A 14,351-nucleotide genomic window follows, 5' to 3' on the forward strand; every position below is an offset into this window, starting at 1 on the left:
ACAATGAGAAATATAATCAATGAATAAATTCACACCAATTGTCAGAAGGATACATCTATCTAGCCTCCTAGATAATCTTGATAGTATGAAAAAATTTGTATTTACTCTAAAATTTCTTTTTTATGCCGTGCAATAAAAAGATCTTATTCGATTCATTTAGACTGAAAGATTGTATTTCTTTAATCTCAATTAAGTTTTCATATCGTTCACGCACTTCCATTTCACTACTGAACCACCTCACATGACTTTCCGAATAAAAATTGGGTACTGAAAGTAAAACATTAGAGTTACTTTTCACTTTTGATATAATCTTTAAGTCATCATTAATGTGCTCCAGTACTTCAAACAACACAACGGTATTATAATTACCAGAGAGTACTCTAGATGTGTAGGCATTATCAACAGTAAACAACTCTTTATAATTACTATTTACTTCTTTTGCAATAGCAATGGCTTCTTCACTAAAGTCAAAACCTAAATATCTATGTACATCATTATCTAATAGAAGATTAGCAAATTGGCCTGGTCCACATCCTATATCTATAATAGTAGGCTTTTTAATATCATTTATTATAGCTAGCGCTTTTTTCCACACTTCATAATAGTGAATCTCACTATAATGTTTAAAGTATGTCTTATTCCATCCACCAGTCTTATACATAGCATCATAGTAAATGTGATCTTTTTCATTGAAATTGGATAATTGGACCCCTTTTTCTAAAACATCATTAAAGACCTCGCTCAACTTTGTAGTTAGTTTCTTTCTCTCAAAGTTTTCTATATCATCTGACAAGTTCAAAAAAGTAGTTTTATTAGTCTTCCAATTATTAAACTGGTTAACTATATAATTTTCTATTTCTTGAATATCGTCAAAATGTATGTTTCTCCCCCTATCTAACTTACCAACCAAATTCTCTACTACGCTACCTTTTGGTGACAAAGCTAACATCGGCTTCCTTAACCTTAAATATTCAAAAATCTTACCTGGATAAATTCCTTTATTCTCCTCACCCGCCCCTACAATAAGTAAAAGTAAGTCGGATTTAATTGCTAACTCTAGGCTGTCAGAGTGATTCATGTATCCTGTAAACTCAACCACTTCGTCTAACCCTAGCTGCTTTACATACTCGACCCAGTTATCTTTACGCGTGAAATAAACCTTAATTTTGTTTACAGGGATTAGTCTATTGTCAATAATACTTTTGATAGCCTTTAAAAAAGTAACTGGAGAGCGCTTTTGATAAAACAATCCATTATGGGTTATTGTGAAGAAATCGTGTTCTTCTTTATCAGTAGCTATATTTTTGAAATCATATTCATCATATCCATTAGTTATTGTTTCAACATTATTTTTATCAAGTCCTAAATTGTTTATAAAATCAGCACTAATAACTTCACTTACTGTAACTAACCTATCAGCAAACCTTACTAAATTCCTTTCCATACAACATTCAATTTTATATTTTATACCTTCCTTAACATAATCGGTATATGGATTTTGAGTCCAAGCATCTCTAAAATCTGCAACCCAGGGCTTATTGTAGATCTTTTTCAAATAGTAACCTATGAAATTATCAGCGTTAGGGTCAGCGCTAGTATAGACTAGGTCTATTTCTTCTATATTTAAATAAGACTGGATGTTATTTATTACTTTATTTGCCCAAACGGATTGATACTCAGGAATGAATAAAAGCTCATTTAAGTTACCTTGATTATTTATTGTTTGAATGTACTCTTTAAATAGATCATCATCATTTATTAACTCTTTATACATAGTCATTACTTGTTTAATAACATGATTATCAATATCGTGTGGTTTTATATCATCAACCCTTATAACATCGATAGATTCATCTATTTCATGGAGCAAGGATGTATCTTTTAAATCCCACGCAGTATTACCTACTGTCAACACAATCGGAGACCATCCGTTATCTCTTAAATATTTCGCGAATTTCAGTGTCCTTTGAACACCTGGTCCTCCAATTGGAGGAAAAGCATATGCTACCAAAAGAACTTTTTTCTGATCTAAATCAGGTCTTTTTAGTATAACGTTATTTATTGCTTCTCGGATTTCTTCTTGTAACTTTCCTTTTTCACATCTGATTAAAGCTCTATTATAGTAAATAAAAGCTTTATCTATATCACCTGTTCTTTCAAATAAATACCCTAAGTTGTACATTAAATCTAGATTATCCTCATATTCAAGACCTTTTACTAGTATTTGTTCTGCATATTCATAGTCTCTCTCTGTAATTGCTATGATAGATTCCATTGAAACTGTTTCTGCATCACCATGAAATTGTTCTTTATATTTCCGTATTAGCATTTTTGCTTTATCAAAATGTCCCTTATTTATTAATTTTTCTACTTTTCCTTTCATATCATCACTAGAAACTAACGCATCCTTCCCACTCTTTTTGATACCTTTTAAAAAGAAAACAGTCTCTTCATCGATTTTTATTTTGAAATTTAATGGGAGGGTATTTTTTTTATTATCAAGTATATTAACTATTTTCTTCCTATGTAAAACATTTGCTAGTTTATAAATCGATATAAATAATCTTTCTTCAAATGCTGATAAGCGTTTATTTTCAATATCAAATAGGAAATTCAATAAATTCGTTATAGATTCAGATGCTTCTAAATGGGCAATAATCTCTTTTAACTTTTTTTCATTTGTTTCTAATATCAATAAAATAAGGTCCTCTATATTAAATAGTCCAGAACCTAGTACACTTGCGAATTGGTTGAAACTCATATCATAAATCTTTGTTATAACCTCGGAGTCTTTTCCGTTAATAAGTAAATTTTTTAGGGTTAATGCTTCATTTTGAATTTTAGTTAAGTTTGGATCATTCAAGTAAAATGTTGATAGGTTTTGCACTTTGAAATTTGGTACCTTTAACAAAATTTTAAGTAGTCTTATTGTATTCATAGAATTTCTATCAACACAATTATCATTTATGAAGTCGTTAAGGTCTTTCATTGTTGAATGCTCGCTAATTAAATAGATTAATCTCATCCAAACGTAGTCATCAAAATCATTTAATGATAACGCCTTAGAGTAATGATGGACAGCTAATTGACTATTATCTATTTTCTCATACAAACTACCTAAGTGCTTATGTGGTAAGTACTCCGCAAAATCACTACTTGAGTAAGATATCAATACGTCCTTTTTTTGTATAATATTTTCTAGGATATTTATAGCTTCTAATTCTTTTCCGTTAGCCATATTGATTTTAGCAATTAGGTAATTAAAATCCACCAAACCAGGATACAAATCAGCAGAAGTTTGCGCTACAATGATTGATTCACTTATACGATCTAGATAGAGTAAACTATTTATTAATCTGACTAATAACCTTGGTACCCATTCAACGTTTATGTTTTCCTTCAATTGATACCCTTTTTTGTAATTAACGATAGCTCTTTCAAAATCACGTTTAGCATAGTACTCATTACCTAAGAAATAATAGTCTATTCCCTCTTTTTCTTTAATGGCATTCAGCAACCTTAAATTACGTTCAGATTTCCCTTTCCCTCTTACAGTGTTTGAAAGGTAGCCTGAGTGAAAAATTTGTAGTTCAGATTCTCCTCTAACCTCCATTTTATTATCATGTCTCAACAACTCATGGATATTGCGGTAATAATTAATCCTACCATTATTTTTGTATATTCTTTCATGAAAGTTAAAAGAGGTCCCCCCACCATTCTCACCAACAAAATTTACAATTTGTACTAATAATATGTTTTCTTTAGTTGTCCTACTCTTTAAGTTTTCCTTAAAAGCTTTAAAACTTTCTCTATCCACGAACTCGTCTGCGTCAATTGCTAAAATCCATTTACCATTTGCTTTAGTTGCTGCAAAATTTCTAGCCTTAGAGAAATCATTTTCCCAATTATAGTCATAAACTTTGTCAGAGTATCTTAAAGCAATCTTCTTAGTATTATCAACAGAACCAGTGTCCACTATAATTATCTCGTCCGCAATTCCCTCAATCGAATTAAGACACCTTTTCAACACCTTATCCTCATTCTTAACAATCATACAAACCGACAAAAATGGTAACATGATGACACATCCTTTATGGAATTTCTTCTAGTTATGAAGTTTCATATTCAATAATCATTTATCAAAAAACCGCTAAAGCTACGGGCCTTTAATAAATGAGCCTACCTCTAATATAAGAGATAGGCTTAGTTTAATTATCTTAACAATTGTAATACACCTTGAGGTTGTTGATTAGCTTGTGCAAGCATTGCTTGAGAAGCTTGGGAGAGGATAGAATTCTTAGTTTGCTTCATCATTTCTTCTGCCATATCTACATCCCGAATTCTTGACTCAGCTGCTGTTAGATTCTCTGAGGATGCACTCAAATTATTTATGGTATGTTCTAGGCGGTTTTGTGTTGCTCCAAGGTTCGAACGTTCCGCTGATACTTGTTTAATCGCGTCATCAACTGCTCCCAATTGAGCATCAAAGTCGTTTGCGCTTGAGCCGGCAAAATTGGTAACATCAATGTCTGCGATGGAAACACTGAGCGTAGCACTAGATCCAGTTCCCGACATTGTACCTAGAGCATCTGCAGACATGTCATTAATATCTAAAGTGATTTGTTGCCCTTGATTTGCACCAATTTGGAATGTACTTCCAGAGAATGAACCATCCAACAAATTTTTGCCGTTGAATTGTGTACGATCGGCAATACCTTTAGAACCTGATTCGCCTCCTAATTCTTCTTGAAGTGCATCAATTTCATCTTGAATTGCTTGTAAATCATCTGACCCCTGAGTTCCTGTATTGCCTGATTGAACTACTAGTTCACGCATTCTTTGAAGAATACCGTGGGTCTCATTTAGTGCACCTTCTGCAGTTTGTATCAAAGAGATGCCATCCTGTGAATTTTTTTGTGCTTGTTCTAATCCACGAATTTGTCCTCTCATTTTTTCAGATATGGCAAGACCTGCTGCATCATCTCCTGCCTTGTTTATACGTAGTCCTGAAGAAAGTTTTTCCATAGAACTCTGTTGAGCTTGGTTAGCAGTCCCTAACTGACGATAAGTATTCAGCGCTGCAATATTATGATTTATTCTCATTTTAAAAATTCCTCCTTGAAATAAGTGAGACCCCACATCCTTGTGTGATCCTATAGTTACAAAACAAAGCCGGCCGACATTGTAATGTTTTACATTACTTATATCGACCGACTTCATGAAGGTTTTAATCTTTTTTTGTATTTTTCAACAGATTCAATAGATTCTCCGAAACATTCGCCGCTTCCGCATTCTCTTTCTCTATAGCCACATACACTTCCTGACGGTGAATACCGACACTGTTGGGAGCCTCAATCCCTAGTTTAACCTGACCACCTTCCACTCCAACGACGGTAATCGTAATATCATCTCCTACTCGAACCGTTTCTCCCTCTTTGCGATTAAGAACGAGCATGAGACTCACCGCCTTTAACAGTAGAAATTAACGGGTGCTTCGTGTGATAATCAGCTGTATTCAATATCAACTGTTTCGCTTCACGTTTCTTTATATTCATTACAATAGGTGCCTGCAAATTCAACGTGGATTTTTCAAAAGGATCCTTAATTGTAACCACATTATAAACCACAATGTCTTCGTGACTTAAAATACCTAAATCCTCAGGAATGATGTCAAATTCATAATCCTTATAAAAAAGATAAGGGTTTGTAACTACTAAGGAAACCCCAGCTTCAATCACCGATTGTAAAGCAAAGTATGTACCAGATTCGTCCACAGGCAGGAGTACAAAAGAATGATAGCTTTCAAAGCCAGGGAGACCATTTGGAAAATCGATACATTCTTTTTCTTCTACTTCCACTTCACCAAAGTACTTCGTTTCAATTTTCATTTTTACACCTTCCAATCAATTTGCAAGTCCGGGATTTGTTCCATAGCTACATCTACGCTTCCCGGCTTGTAATGGTGTTCGGGGTCTCGTTTCTTCGTTTCAATGATAGGATCACGACGTTGAACATCGATTTGAGCTTCTTCAGGTTGGTAATGAATATCGACAAGATCGTAGGCTGGCTTCCCACCCGGTTGGAATGTAAAATCATACCCTGCATTCCGTTTGGCTTGATCAGCAATTGGATTTCCGCCGTTCTCAATCCGCATCATCTCATCACCTTCCTGAGAAACACGAGCCAGTCCCTCCATCCAATGATTCTTTGCAATGCTTACGAGCTCTTCAGTCCGCACCAATACATTTTTTAAATCAAGATTATGCCAGGCGTTTGTCTGGTCGATGGTCAGCTTTCCTGGTTTCTGTCTAACATCCATCTTTGCTTTTGGTTGATGAATGGACTGTTCCGCTTTATGCTGCCGGATGGTTTGTTCTGGCTTCTGGATGGACAGCCCAATCCGGCCCGGGGTCGACTGAATGTGCAGCTTGGGTATGTTCATCATGAATCCTCACTTTCTTAGGAGGTAGATTCAAAGAAAAGAAGACTGTCTCTGAGGAGACAGCCTTACCTTAAGAAATCCATCAATGTCGGCTGGATGATTCTGGCTCCGACGCCCATGGCCGCTCTGTGGACACTTTCCTGTGTTTTTAGATCTGTAATCACTTTTTCAATGTCGGCATCTTCGTTGTCCGACATCATCTTTGTCGCACTGATTTTCTGTGTCTCCAGACGATCTTCTACCAATTCAACCCGGTTCATACGTGCTCCCAGGTCAGCTCGCTCATTGACGATATTCCCGATATGATCGTCAAATTCGCCAAGAAAATCACCCAACTCTCCCTTAGAGGCATCACCTTCTAAAGCTTGGGCGAAATCATCCAGGTCTTTGAACAAATCCTGATTAAAGACACGACCGGGTAAAACGTTCGCCTGAAGTTTCACCCCGGACGAGACCTCGATTCTCACTTCGTCCTCACCTGTCGCCGGAGGAATCACAGTATCTTCTAACGCATCCATATCTGCAAACGGAGGATTCGTCGTATTGCCACCGTTGAACATGTACTTATCGTTCACTTTCGTGTTGGCAATTGTCCCTACATGTTCTTTTAGCTGTCGGATCTCTTTAGCGATGTTCTCCCGTTGACCTTCTTCATATGTATCGTTGCTTGCCTGCACCGTCAGTTCACGTACACGCTGCATCGCCTGTGTTGCTTTGTCCAGGGCAGAGTCGCTGTTATCCATCCAGTTGTGCACTTCTGCGATATTGCGTTGAAATTGCTCAACTTCCGTCACTTGCTGACGATAGTTAATTCCTTTCATGGCAACGACTGGATCTTGGGATGGACGGGAAATCTTTTTCCCTGTGGACAATTGATCCTGATAATTCCCCATATTCGCGTAGCTGTTACTCAAGTTCCGGAGCATATTGTTGGATAGCATCGATTGCGTTACGCGCATGATTCATTCACCTACCTTCCGACTCTTCCCATTTGATTAATGATTTTATCCAGCATTTCATCTACTACTGTAATGTTACGTGCTGCTGCGTTGTAGGCGTGCTGAAATTTAATCATGTTCGACATTTCTTCATCAAGCGATACAGAACTGACGGATTGTCGCTGTTCATTTACGGATGCTTTCAATGTGCCGGCATTCCTTGACATCCGCTCTGCCTCTTGGGTTTCAACAGCCATTGTACCAATCATCGATTCGTAGAAACTGTTCATAGAGGTTTCTTCTCCGAAGTAGTCTGCATTGGGATTGTTTTGTACTTCTGAAAGAGCTAGAGCATTTTCACCGTTACCCGCTTGCTTTAAAGTTGCCGCAGCGATATTGTCTCCATCCGCTCTAATCTCTTCAGAAATTTTTAACGTACCAGCTAAACCTTCGACAACTTTTCCCGCAGCAGGAGCCGCTGTTCCAAGATTAAAAAAGTTCGGCACTTCCGTACGATCTCCACTGATGGTATTCAATGATTCCCCTTGCTTATGGACTTCATTGAAAGAACGAGCAAAACCAGTGGCCATCCGGTCCAGGTCAGAGAGCATCTGTTGATAGGTGCCTTTCTCTTCTCCTCCCTGCACATAACCTCCAGATTCAATGAGACCTTTCAACTTGCCTTGAGAAGAAAAGTCTTCCACAGAATAAGGATCTGCCTCACCAAGTTGAAGTCCACTAGCCAGTGAACCATCATCTTGATATTGAACACTCATAACATTCACGGTGTTCGCTGCGCCATCTACAAGCACAGCTGCCGGTTGCAATGGTTTCCCATCAGCATCCACAATCGTTACAGAAGCTTTTCCCATCGCCAAAGGGTCAGCAGAAGATGGCGCATCTTCATATTTCACATCGATGTTGACGTGCTGAGATAGTTGATCGAGCAAGCGGTCCCTTTCATCATACAAATCATTCGGTACCATGCCGTGAGGCTCCACTTCAGCAATTTGCTGATTGATACGATTGATCTGATTGGCTACGGAATTGATTTCTTTGACGGTTACACCCGTCTCTCTTTTGATATCCTTTTGCTGGGCTTGTAGTGTATTGGATAAATAATTAAAGGTTTCTGCAACCGCTTCTCCCCGCTGGCGCACAACGGAACGGGCACCAGAATCCTCCGGGTTCACCGACAAGTCCTGGAGAGATTCCCAAAAGCGATCCATCGTTCGCGCAAGACCATCATCAGAAGGCTCATTCATGACAGCCTCGAGTCGTCCCAAGGCTGCTGAACGTGTATCATAATAGCCGGACTTGCTGCTTTCTCCACGGTACTGGAAATCAAGATACTCAACGCGCACTCTCTCGATCGAACCCGCTTCCACACCACTTCCGACCTGTCCGGGTATTTCCGGGCGGTTCCTTGAAGCAGGTGGATAGGGCCCTGTTTGTTCAAAATTGACGCGCTGCCTCGTGTATCCTTCTGTATTGGCATTGGCAATGTTATGTCCTGTCGTATATAAAGCGGATTGTTGAGTGAAAAGCCCACGCTTTGCTACTTCCAACCCGTGAAACGTTGATCCCATGATGGTTACTCCTCTGCTTTATGCTTTTGAATCGAAGATGGAACGTTTAGCTGTGCTCCCGTGGTTTGTTTCTTTCACTCCATAATTCACAGACTGAAGGGAGGGTTGGAGCAGGTCCAGAGACATGTTGATGAACTGCAGCGATTGCTGGGTCAGTTCTGTGTTCAACTTTTCCTGCTGCTTCAAGTCAGCTAACACGAGGATGAGAGCTTCATACGCGTTCTGAAGTCTCTCTTTTTCTTCTCCATCAAGAATTTCAATAAGTTCGGATACGGTCCGCTCACGTGGAGGGATTCCGTTTTCCGATGCCCACTGAGTCACAGAACGTTCCCTTTGTTTTTCGATTTTCTCAATCGCCTGCACATGCTCCTTTTCCTGAATCAACAGCTGTTGAATACCGGTTACATCGTTCGTTTTCAATGCCTCTGTCTTCCTTTTAGACAAAGACAAAAGACTCTCATGCAACTGCTGAAGCTGTTTCATATGATTGATGACCGGATCGATCGTCATGATGATTCTCCTCTATAATTACTTGGACCAAAAATCAAGCATCTTTTTAGCGGTCGCCTTGGTGTCCACCTGGTAATTTCCTTGCTGTACATCTGTTTTCACTTGATCAACCAGTTTTTTTCGTACAGAATCGCTCTTCCCGGATTCCTGCATTTGTTTGGCGGTCTCAGAAATCTCAATTTTATCGGTCATTTGCTTTTTCGGTCCGGTTTCTGCCTGTTTGTTCATCTGCTTTTGATATGGATTTAAATTCGTTTGATTCGGTCCGTTGATTTTCAATTCTGTCACCTCATTTCCTTCCGACTATCTATTACTCCTTATATCGACCATGCTCATGAAGATATAAATCATGCTTAAGATTCATTTCACCATGAATAATAAGTCCTGTTTGCTTTTTCCCGTTCCTTCTCTTCTTTTCTAGCTTCCAAAGATTCATTACGTTCTTGTACGTCGAGTCCTTTTTGGATCGATTCTTTACAGGCAACGCACAAACGGTCTTCTCTAATGGACGCTCCGCACTTTTCACAGGAATAGCTTACATTCGGAAAGTGAGCAGGGTGAAGCCTTTTTTCTTTGACAAACTTACGAATCTGTCGTTCAGAAACCCCTGTACCTGCCTCAATTTCTTCCACGGTCGCTGTCCGGTTTTGTTTTTTTCTTAAAAAAGCGTACACCGTCTGAAATTCTTTTTCTTCCTGCTTCCTACATTCTGGACAAACGGTACTTGGCCCTTTCAAAAATAGTCCGTTACAATGTGAGCAATTCGCTAATTCCCCCATCTTCATCGTCCTCCATGTTCTCTATTTATCTATTATATCGGCAGAAAAGGAGAGATTCAAAAGTCCTATCGCCCATTCAGCGAAAAATAGTAAAAGATGATACAGATGGACACCCTTGTTCCTTCAATAACGAAGCCATGTGTCGGACCGTTCTCCCTGTCGTGTAAATATCATCAACAATGACTACAGGGTCTGAAATGGGATGCAGGAGACGGAAGGGGTTTTCAGATTGCATGCGGTCTTTCCTCCCCCTTTTCGACTGTTTTTCACTGTGCGACCGTTCAAATACAGAGAAAGGCTCTTCCTCCAACGCATAACTAATTGCTTCTGATTGATTGAATCCACGCTCATCGAGACGCTTGCTACTCAGAGGAACACTTAGAACCTGTCTCCCTTTAAAAAATGAAGATAACCACACGTTTTGTAGGTGTTCCTTGTAAGCATCCAACACCACAAAGTCTCCTCTATATTTCCACCGTGCCACAAGCTCTTTATTAAACTCATTGTATGGAAAAGCAGCAACATTCCGTTCTAATAGGCCAGGATTTGTTTTCTCCCATTTTTCACAGTCGTGACACACTCCTTCATGCCCTGGACGATGACATCCAGGGCAAAAAGATGCCGTTATTTTATCCATTTGTTCCTCACACTCTTGGCATATCTTTTTCTGGACAGAAGGCTTCCAGAACGTCACCCACGTGACATCAGGAATGGTTTCGACATGACAGATCAGACACCTCATAGCTTCCGTCCAAGTTTGTTCATATAACGAATCGACTCCACAGCATCTAGCATTTCATCCGTTTTCCCAATATGATAGAAAATCACATCTCCCGTAGGATCGTCTGGACTTCTCCCGGCTCTTCCCGCGATTTGAACGAGTGCGGCCTCATCGAAAACAACGTGCCCTGCGTCGATGACGTAAACATCAACAGACGGAAACGTCACTCCTCGCTCTAAAATCGTCGTTGTGATGAGTACACGGTATTCTTTTTTTCTGAATGCTTGAATCTTCTCTGCACGCTGACTGTCTTCGGCATGAACGGATTGCACCTCAAAGTTCCGCTCTTTTAAGTAAGAAGCCATTTGTTCCGCTATTTTTATTGAAGGAAGAAAAAGAAGCAGTTGTCTCTTAGTCTGCTGTTGATGAACGATTATTTGAAGTATTTTTGGTGGGAGTTCTCCTTTTTGTAAATAACGGTGAAGGGTAGGAGTAAGTTTGAGTTGTGGGACTGGGAGAGGATGACCGTGGAATCGCTGAGGGATGAAAACGACAGGAAGGTGTTTGGAACGAATCCTTCGCTTCTGCTTCTTTCTAGGTGTGGCCGTCAAATAGATGGTAGAAGCTTGCGGTTTGGCCGCTCGTTCACTGGCATAATGGAGGGATACGTCATTGTGAAACGGAAAAGCATCCACTTCATCGATAATCATGACATCAAAAGCATGCGCAAAACGTAGAAGCTGGTGCGTTGTAGCTATAATAAACGGAGCATCACCAGCTTTATCTGGGCTATCTCCATAGAGAGCCTGAATATTCACATCAGGAAATGACTTCTGTAATCGAGGGAGCAATTCTCTTACAACATCCGTTCTAGGCGTGGCCAAACAAATACGCTTCCCCTTTTCCAGTGCCTCCGTTAGGGCAGGGAAAAGAATCTCTGTCTTTCCGGCTCCACATACCGCCCACACTAGTTTTTCACCACTTCCCTTTTGGACTAGCGACACAAGTTCATCGGCAGCTTTTTGTTGATGGATTGTCAAGTCCCCGTCCCAATGGCAGGGGTGTTCATGGGCTGTCCACTCAAAACCAGAACTTCCATAGAATAACGGCTCACATTCAATCACCCTGCCCATTTGAATGCAGGAGCGGCAATATAAACAGTCCTGACCACACGTCGCATGAGGCATTTTCGCAAAAAGGTAGGATTTTGTGTTTCCGCAACGCCTGCAGCGATGGCCCCAGGGATAGGACTCAATGCTTGTTACTTTTACTAAAATTGATTGCGCTAAAAGCTGATCTACTATTTCATCTTCATAAGGGATTTCGTGACGCAGAAGAAGTTTTCCGGTAAGAGATGGGTAGCTATGAGTGGGATTTTCATGAGGGATCCAGGAGAAGTCTTTTTGAAGGTATTTCTTAACCGTTTTGAACATTCAACCACCATCCTATAGAAAAGTAGAGCCCGTTTGAGTCTCACAAACAGGCTCCTTTTATTAGGATTGACGATACCACCCAAGGCCCATGGCTCCTTCACCAAGGTGTGTACCGATAACGGGGCCGAAGTAACTGAGGACGACCTCGACATTGTCATGTTTTTCTTCCAATTCTTTTTTCAACTCTGCCGCTTCTTCCGGTCGGTTGGCATGAATCAGGCAGGCTTTATACGTTCCGCCTTCTTCTACCTTTTCCTCAAAAAGCGACACAATCTTCTTTATCGCTTTTTTCCGTGTACGGATTTTTTCAAATGGAACAATTTTCGTATCCACAAAATGAAGGACAGGCTTCACTTGTAAAAGGCTGCCGACAAAGGCTTGAGCTCCATTCAAGCGACCGCCTCTTTGAAGGTGACTGAGATCATCGACCATGAAGTAGGCACTCATCGATTTCTTCATTTCATTCAAACGGCTGATAATTTGATCCGGCGTTGCCCCATTGTTCGCTAATTCAGCAGCTTCAAGGGCATAAAACCCCTGCATGTGACAGCTGATTTCTGAATCAAAGACATGAACATCGATCTCTTCGACCATTTCGCCTGCGGTAACCATCGCCTGATACGTACCACTGATTCCGCTCGATAAGTGAATAGAGATGACCGAATCATAGTTTTGAGAGAGCTCCTCCAGCTTCTGAGTCATGATGCCGATCGAAGGCTGCGAAGTTTTCGGAAGTTCTCCTCCTTCTTTCACCATATCGTAGAAGTCATCCGCGTTGATATCTACTTCTTCCTGATAGGATTCATGACCAAAAATAACGTTCAAAGGAACCATATGTATGTGGTTGGCTTTACGTACATCTCTCGGAAGGTAAGCTGTGCTGTCTGTGATTACCGCTGTTTTCATCCGATCCAACTCCTTGTTTTCTTTATCGTTTTTCTATGAATATATGTAAAATAATTTCCGATATTCTCTCTATCTATTTTACATGAACCCCACCCACAATGCACCAACTAATACGAAAACAGTTGTCCGGATGTCTATAATTGGTACACCAAATAATCCCATCTCAACCCCAAATCAACTCCAAATACACACACCAAAAAGGGCTGTTTTTTCAGGTATACATTTCTGCACCTTAAAAAAACAGCCCTAATCTTTGAAATTATTTTATTTAGATGACTTCAACCCAGCCGTTTTTGATTGCTGTCACAACAGCTTGGGTACGGTCGTTAACGTTCATTTTCTGCAGGATGTTACTGACGTGGTTTTTCACGGTCTTCTCACTGATATAGAGAGCTTCTGCTACGCCACGGTTGCTGTTTCCGTCCGCCAACAGTTGCAGCACTTCACATTCACGACGTGTGAGCAGGTGCAATGGCTTGCGATATTCGATCGTACGATACGCACTGCCACCTTTGCTATCTGCCAGACGACGATATTCAGCTACTAAGTTGTGTGTGACTTTCGGGTGCAAGTATGAACCACCGGCACCGACAACTTTAATCGCATCAATCAAGGCATCTGAATCCATCTCTTTAAGAAGGTAACCCTGCGCTCCTGTCTTCAGCGCGTGTGTCACATAATTCTCATCATCGTGAATCGATAGAATAATCACTTTCATGTCTGGATAGCGTTTGGTGATTTCAGCTGTTGCCTCTACCCCATTCATGCTCGGCATGTTGATATCCATTAGGACAACATCAGGCATATGCTCTTCAATAAGGTTTACTGCTGTATCCCCATCATCACCTTCAGCTACAACTTCGAAGCTTGATTCAAAATCTAAAATTCTCTTTACGCCTTCACGAAACAATTTATGATCATCAATTAGGACTATTCTGGTCGTCATGGTCATTTCCTCCTGTTTCTCCTACATAGAATGGGTTTTTGTTCCCCTAACCTATTCTCTATATCTCTATCTTTGTTTTTTATCTAT

At 40.0% G+C, this 14,351-nt stretch carries 14 protein-coding genes; all 14 read right to left on the reverse strand.

The genetic code is table 11. The features are described from left to right. Positions 1-106: 106 nt before the first annotated feature. The 14 genes from GLV98_RS06730 to GLV98_RS06795 all read right to left on the reverse strand — a co-directional run bounded on the left by GLV98_RS06730 (position 107) and on the right by GLV98_RS06795 (position 14,264). The gene (locus tag GLV98_RS06730) at positions 107-4,078 is read right to left on the reverse strand and encodes a glycosyltransferase (protein ID WP_160913372.1); all 3,972 of its coding nucleotides are present in this window, start codon (positions 4,076-4,078) and stop codon (positions 107-109) included. Between the two features lie 134 nt (positions 4,079-4,212). After that, entirely contained in the window at positions 4,213-5,103 is an 891-nt protein-coding gene (hag, locus tag GLV98_RS06735; RefSeq protein WP_160913375.1) for a flagellin Hag, read from the reverse strand. Between the two features lie 124 nt (positions 5,104-5,227). Further along, positions 5,228-5,455 carry a carbon storage regulator CsrA gene (csrA, locus tag GLV98_RS06740; protein WP_160913377.1) on the reverse strand — a complete coding sequence of 76 codons (228 nt, stop codon included), beginning with the start codon at positions 5,453-5,455 and terminating at the stop codon, positions 5,228-5,230. Next, positions 5,442-5,888 carry a flagellar assembly protein FliW gene (gene fliW, locus GLV98_RS06745; protein WP_160913379.1) on the reverse strand — a complete coding sequence of 149 codons (447 nt, stop codon included), beginning with the start codon at positions 5,886-5,888 and terminating at the stop codon, positions 5,442-5,444. The genes csrA and fliW overlap by 14 nt, the downstream gene beginning before the upstream one ends. Positions 5,889-5,890: 2 nt before the next feature. Continuing rightward, positions 5,891-6,442 carry a DUF6470 family protein gene (locus GLV98_RS06750; RefSeq protein ID WP_160913381.1) on the reverse strand — a complete coding sequence of 184 codons (552 nt, stop codon included), beginning with the start codon at positions 6,440-6,442 and terminating at the stop codon, positions 5,891-5,893. A gap of 65 nt (positions 6,443-6,507) precedes the next feature. Next, on the reverse strand, positions 6,508-7,401 hold the full coding sequence (gene flgL, locus GLV98_RS06755) for a flagellar hook-associated protein FlgL (protein WP_160913384.1): 894 nt from the start codon (positions 7,399-7,401) through the stop codon (positions 6,508-6,510). Between the two features lie 11 nt (positions 7,402-7,412). Beyond that, positions 7,413-8,969: a flagellar hook-associated protein FlgK gene (gene flgK, locus GLV98_RS06760; protein ID WP_160913386.1), complete on the reverse strand. Its 1,557-nt coding sequence runs from the start codon at positions 8,967-8,969 to the stop codon at positions 7,413-7,415. Positions 8,970-8,987: 18 nt separating this feature from the next. Then, positions 8,988-9,479: a flagellar protein FlgN gene (locus GLV98_RS06765; RefSeq protein WP_160913388.1), complete on the reverse strand. Its 492-nt coding sequence runs from the start codon at positions 9,477-9,479 to the stop codon at positions 8,988-8,990. Positions 9,480-9,497: 18 nt separating this feature from the next. Next, positions 9,498-9,767 (reverse strand): flagellar biosynthesis anti-sigma factor FlgM, encoded by a 270-nt coding sequence (gene flgM, locus GLV98_RS06770; RefSeq protein WP_337193724.1) that lies wholly within the window; start codon positions 9,765-9,767, stop codon positions 9,498-9,500. Positions 9,768-9,844: 77 nt separating this feature from the next. Further along, complete coding sequence (locus tag GLV98_RS06775) at positions 9,845-10,258, reverse strand: TIGR03826 family flagellar region protein (RefSeq protein WP_160913390.1); 414 nt, start codon at positions 10,256-10,258, stop codon at positions 9,845-9,847. Between the two features lie 76 nt (positions 10,259-10,334). Then, on the reverse strand, positions 10,335-11,000 hold the full coding sequence (locus GLV98_RS06780; protein ID WP_160913392.1) for a ComF family protein: 666 nt from the start codon (positions 10,998-11,000) through the stop codon (positions 10,335-10,337). Continuing rightward, entirely contained in the window at positions 10,997-12,412 is a 1,416-nt protein-coding gene (locus GLV98_RS06785) for a DEAD/DEAH box helicase (RefSeq protein ID WP_160913394.1), read from the reverse strand. Before GLV98_RS06785 ends, GLV98_RS06780 begins: the two co-directional genes overlap by 4 nt. 60 nt (positions 12,413-12,472) lie before the next feature. Beyond that, positions 12,473-13,318 (reverse strand): DegV family protein, encoded by an 846-nt coding sequence (locus tag GLV98_RS06790; protein ID WP_160913396.1) that lies wholly within the window; start codon positions 13,316-13,318, stop codon positions 12,473-12,475. 268 nt (positions 13,319-13,586) lie between these two features. Continuing rightward, positions 13,587-14,264 (reverse strand): response regulator, encoded by a 678-nt coding sequence (locus GLV98_RS06795; protein WP_160913398.1) that lies wholly within the window; start codon positions 14,262-14,264, stop codon positions 13,587-13,589. Positions 14,265-14,351: the final 87 nt, after the last annotated feature.

It is taken from the genome of Halobacillus litoralis (assembly GCF_009856415.1).
In the GTDB taxonomy this organism is placed as follows: domain Bacteria; phylum Bacillota; class Bacilli; order Bacillales; family Halobacillaceae; genus Halobacillus; species Halobacillus litoralis_C.

Excerpts from the sequence above, each read along its gene's own strand:
- GLV98_RS06785 (WP_160913394.1), bottom strand. The coding sequence starts at position 12,412 with ATGTTCAAAACGGTTAAGAAATACCTTCAAAAAGACTTCTCCTGGATC.
- GLV98_RS06795 (WP_160913398.1), bottom strand. The coding sequence starts at position 14,264 with ATGACGACCAGAATAGTCCTAATTGATGATCATAAATTGTTTCGTGAA.
- hag (WP_160913375.1), bottom strand. The coding sequence starts at position 5,103 with ATGAGAATAAATCATAATATTGCAGCGCTGAATACTTATCGTCAGTTA.
- fliW (WP_160913379.1), bottom strand. The coding sequence starts at position 5,888 with ATGAAAATTGAAACGAAGTACTTTGGTGAAGTGGAAGTAGAAGAAAAA.
- GLV98_RS06775 (WP_160913390.1), bottom strand. The coding sequence starts at position 10,258 with ATGGGGGAATTAGCGAATTGCTCACATTGTAACGGACTATTTTTGAAA.
- flgL (WP_160913384.1), bottom strand. The coding sequence starts at position 7,401 with ATGCGCGTAACGCAATCGATGCTATCCAACAATATGCTCCGGAACTTG.
- flgK (WP_160913386.1), bottom strand. The coding sequence starts at position 8,969 with ATGGGATCAACGTTTCACGGGTTGGAAGTAGCAAAGCGTGGGCTTTTC.
- GLV98_RS06765 (WP_160913388.1), bottom strand. The coding sequence starts at position 9,479 with ATGACGATCGATCCGGTCATCAATCATATGAAACAGCTTCAGCAGTTG.
- GLV98_RS06750 (WP_160913381.1), bottom strand. The coding sequence starts at position 6,442 with ATGAACATACCCAAGCTGCACATTCAGTCGACCCCGGGCCGGATTGGG.
- GLV98_RS06730 (WP_160913372.1), bottom strand. The coding sequence starts at position 4,078 with ATGTTACCATTTTTGTCGGTTTGTATGATTGTTAAGAATGAGGATAAG.
- GLV98_RS06790 (WP_160913396.1), bottom strand. The coding sequence starts at position 13,318 with ATGAAAACAGCGGTAATCACAGACAGCACAGCTTACCTTCCGAGAGAT.
- GLV98_RS06780 (WP_160913392.1), bottom strand. The coding sequence starts at position 11,000 with ATGAGGTGTCTGATCTGTCATGTCGAAACCATTCCTGATGTCACGTGG.
- csrA (WP_160913377.1), bottom strand. The coding sequence starts at position 5,455 with ATGCTCGTTCTTAATCGCAAAGAGGGAGAAACGGTTCGAGTAGGAGAT.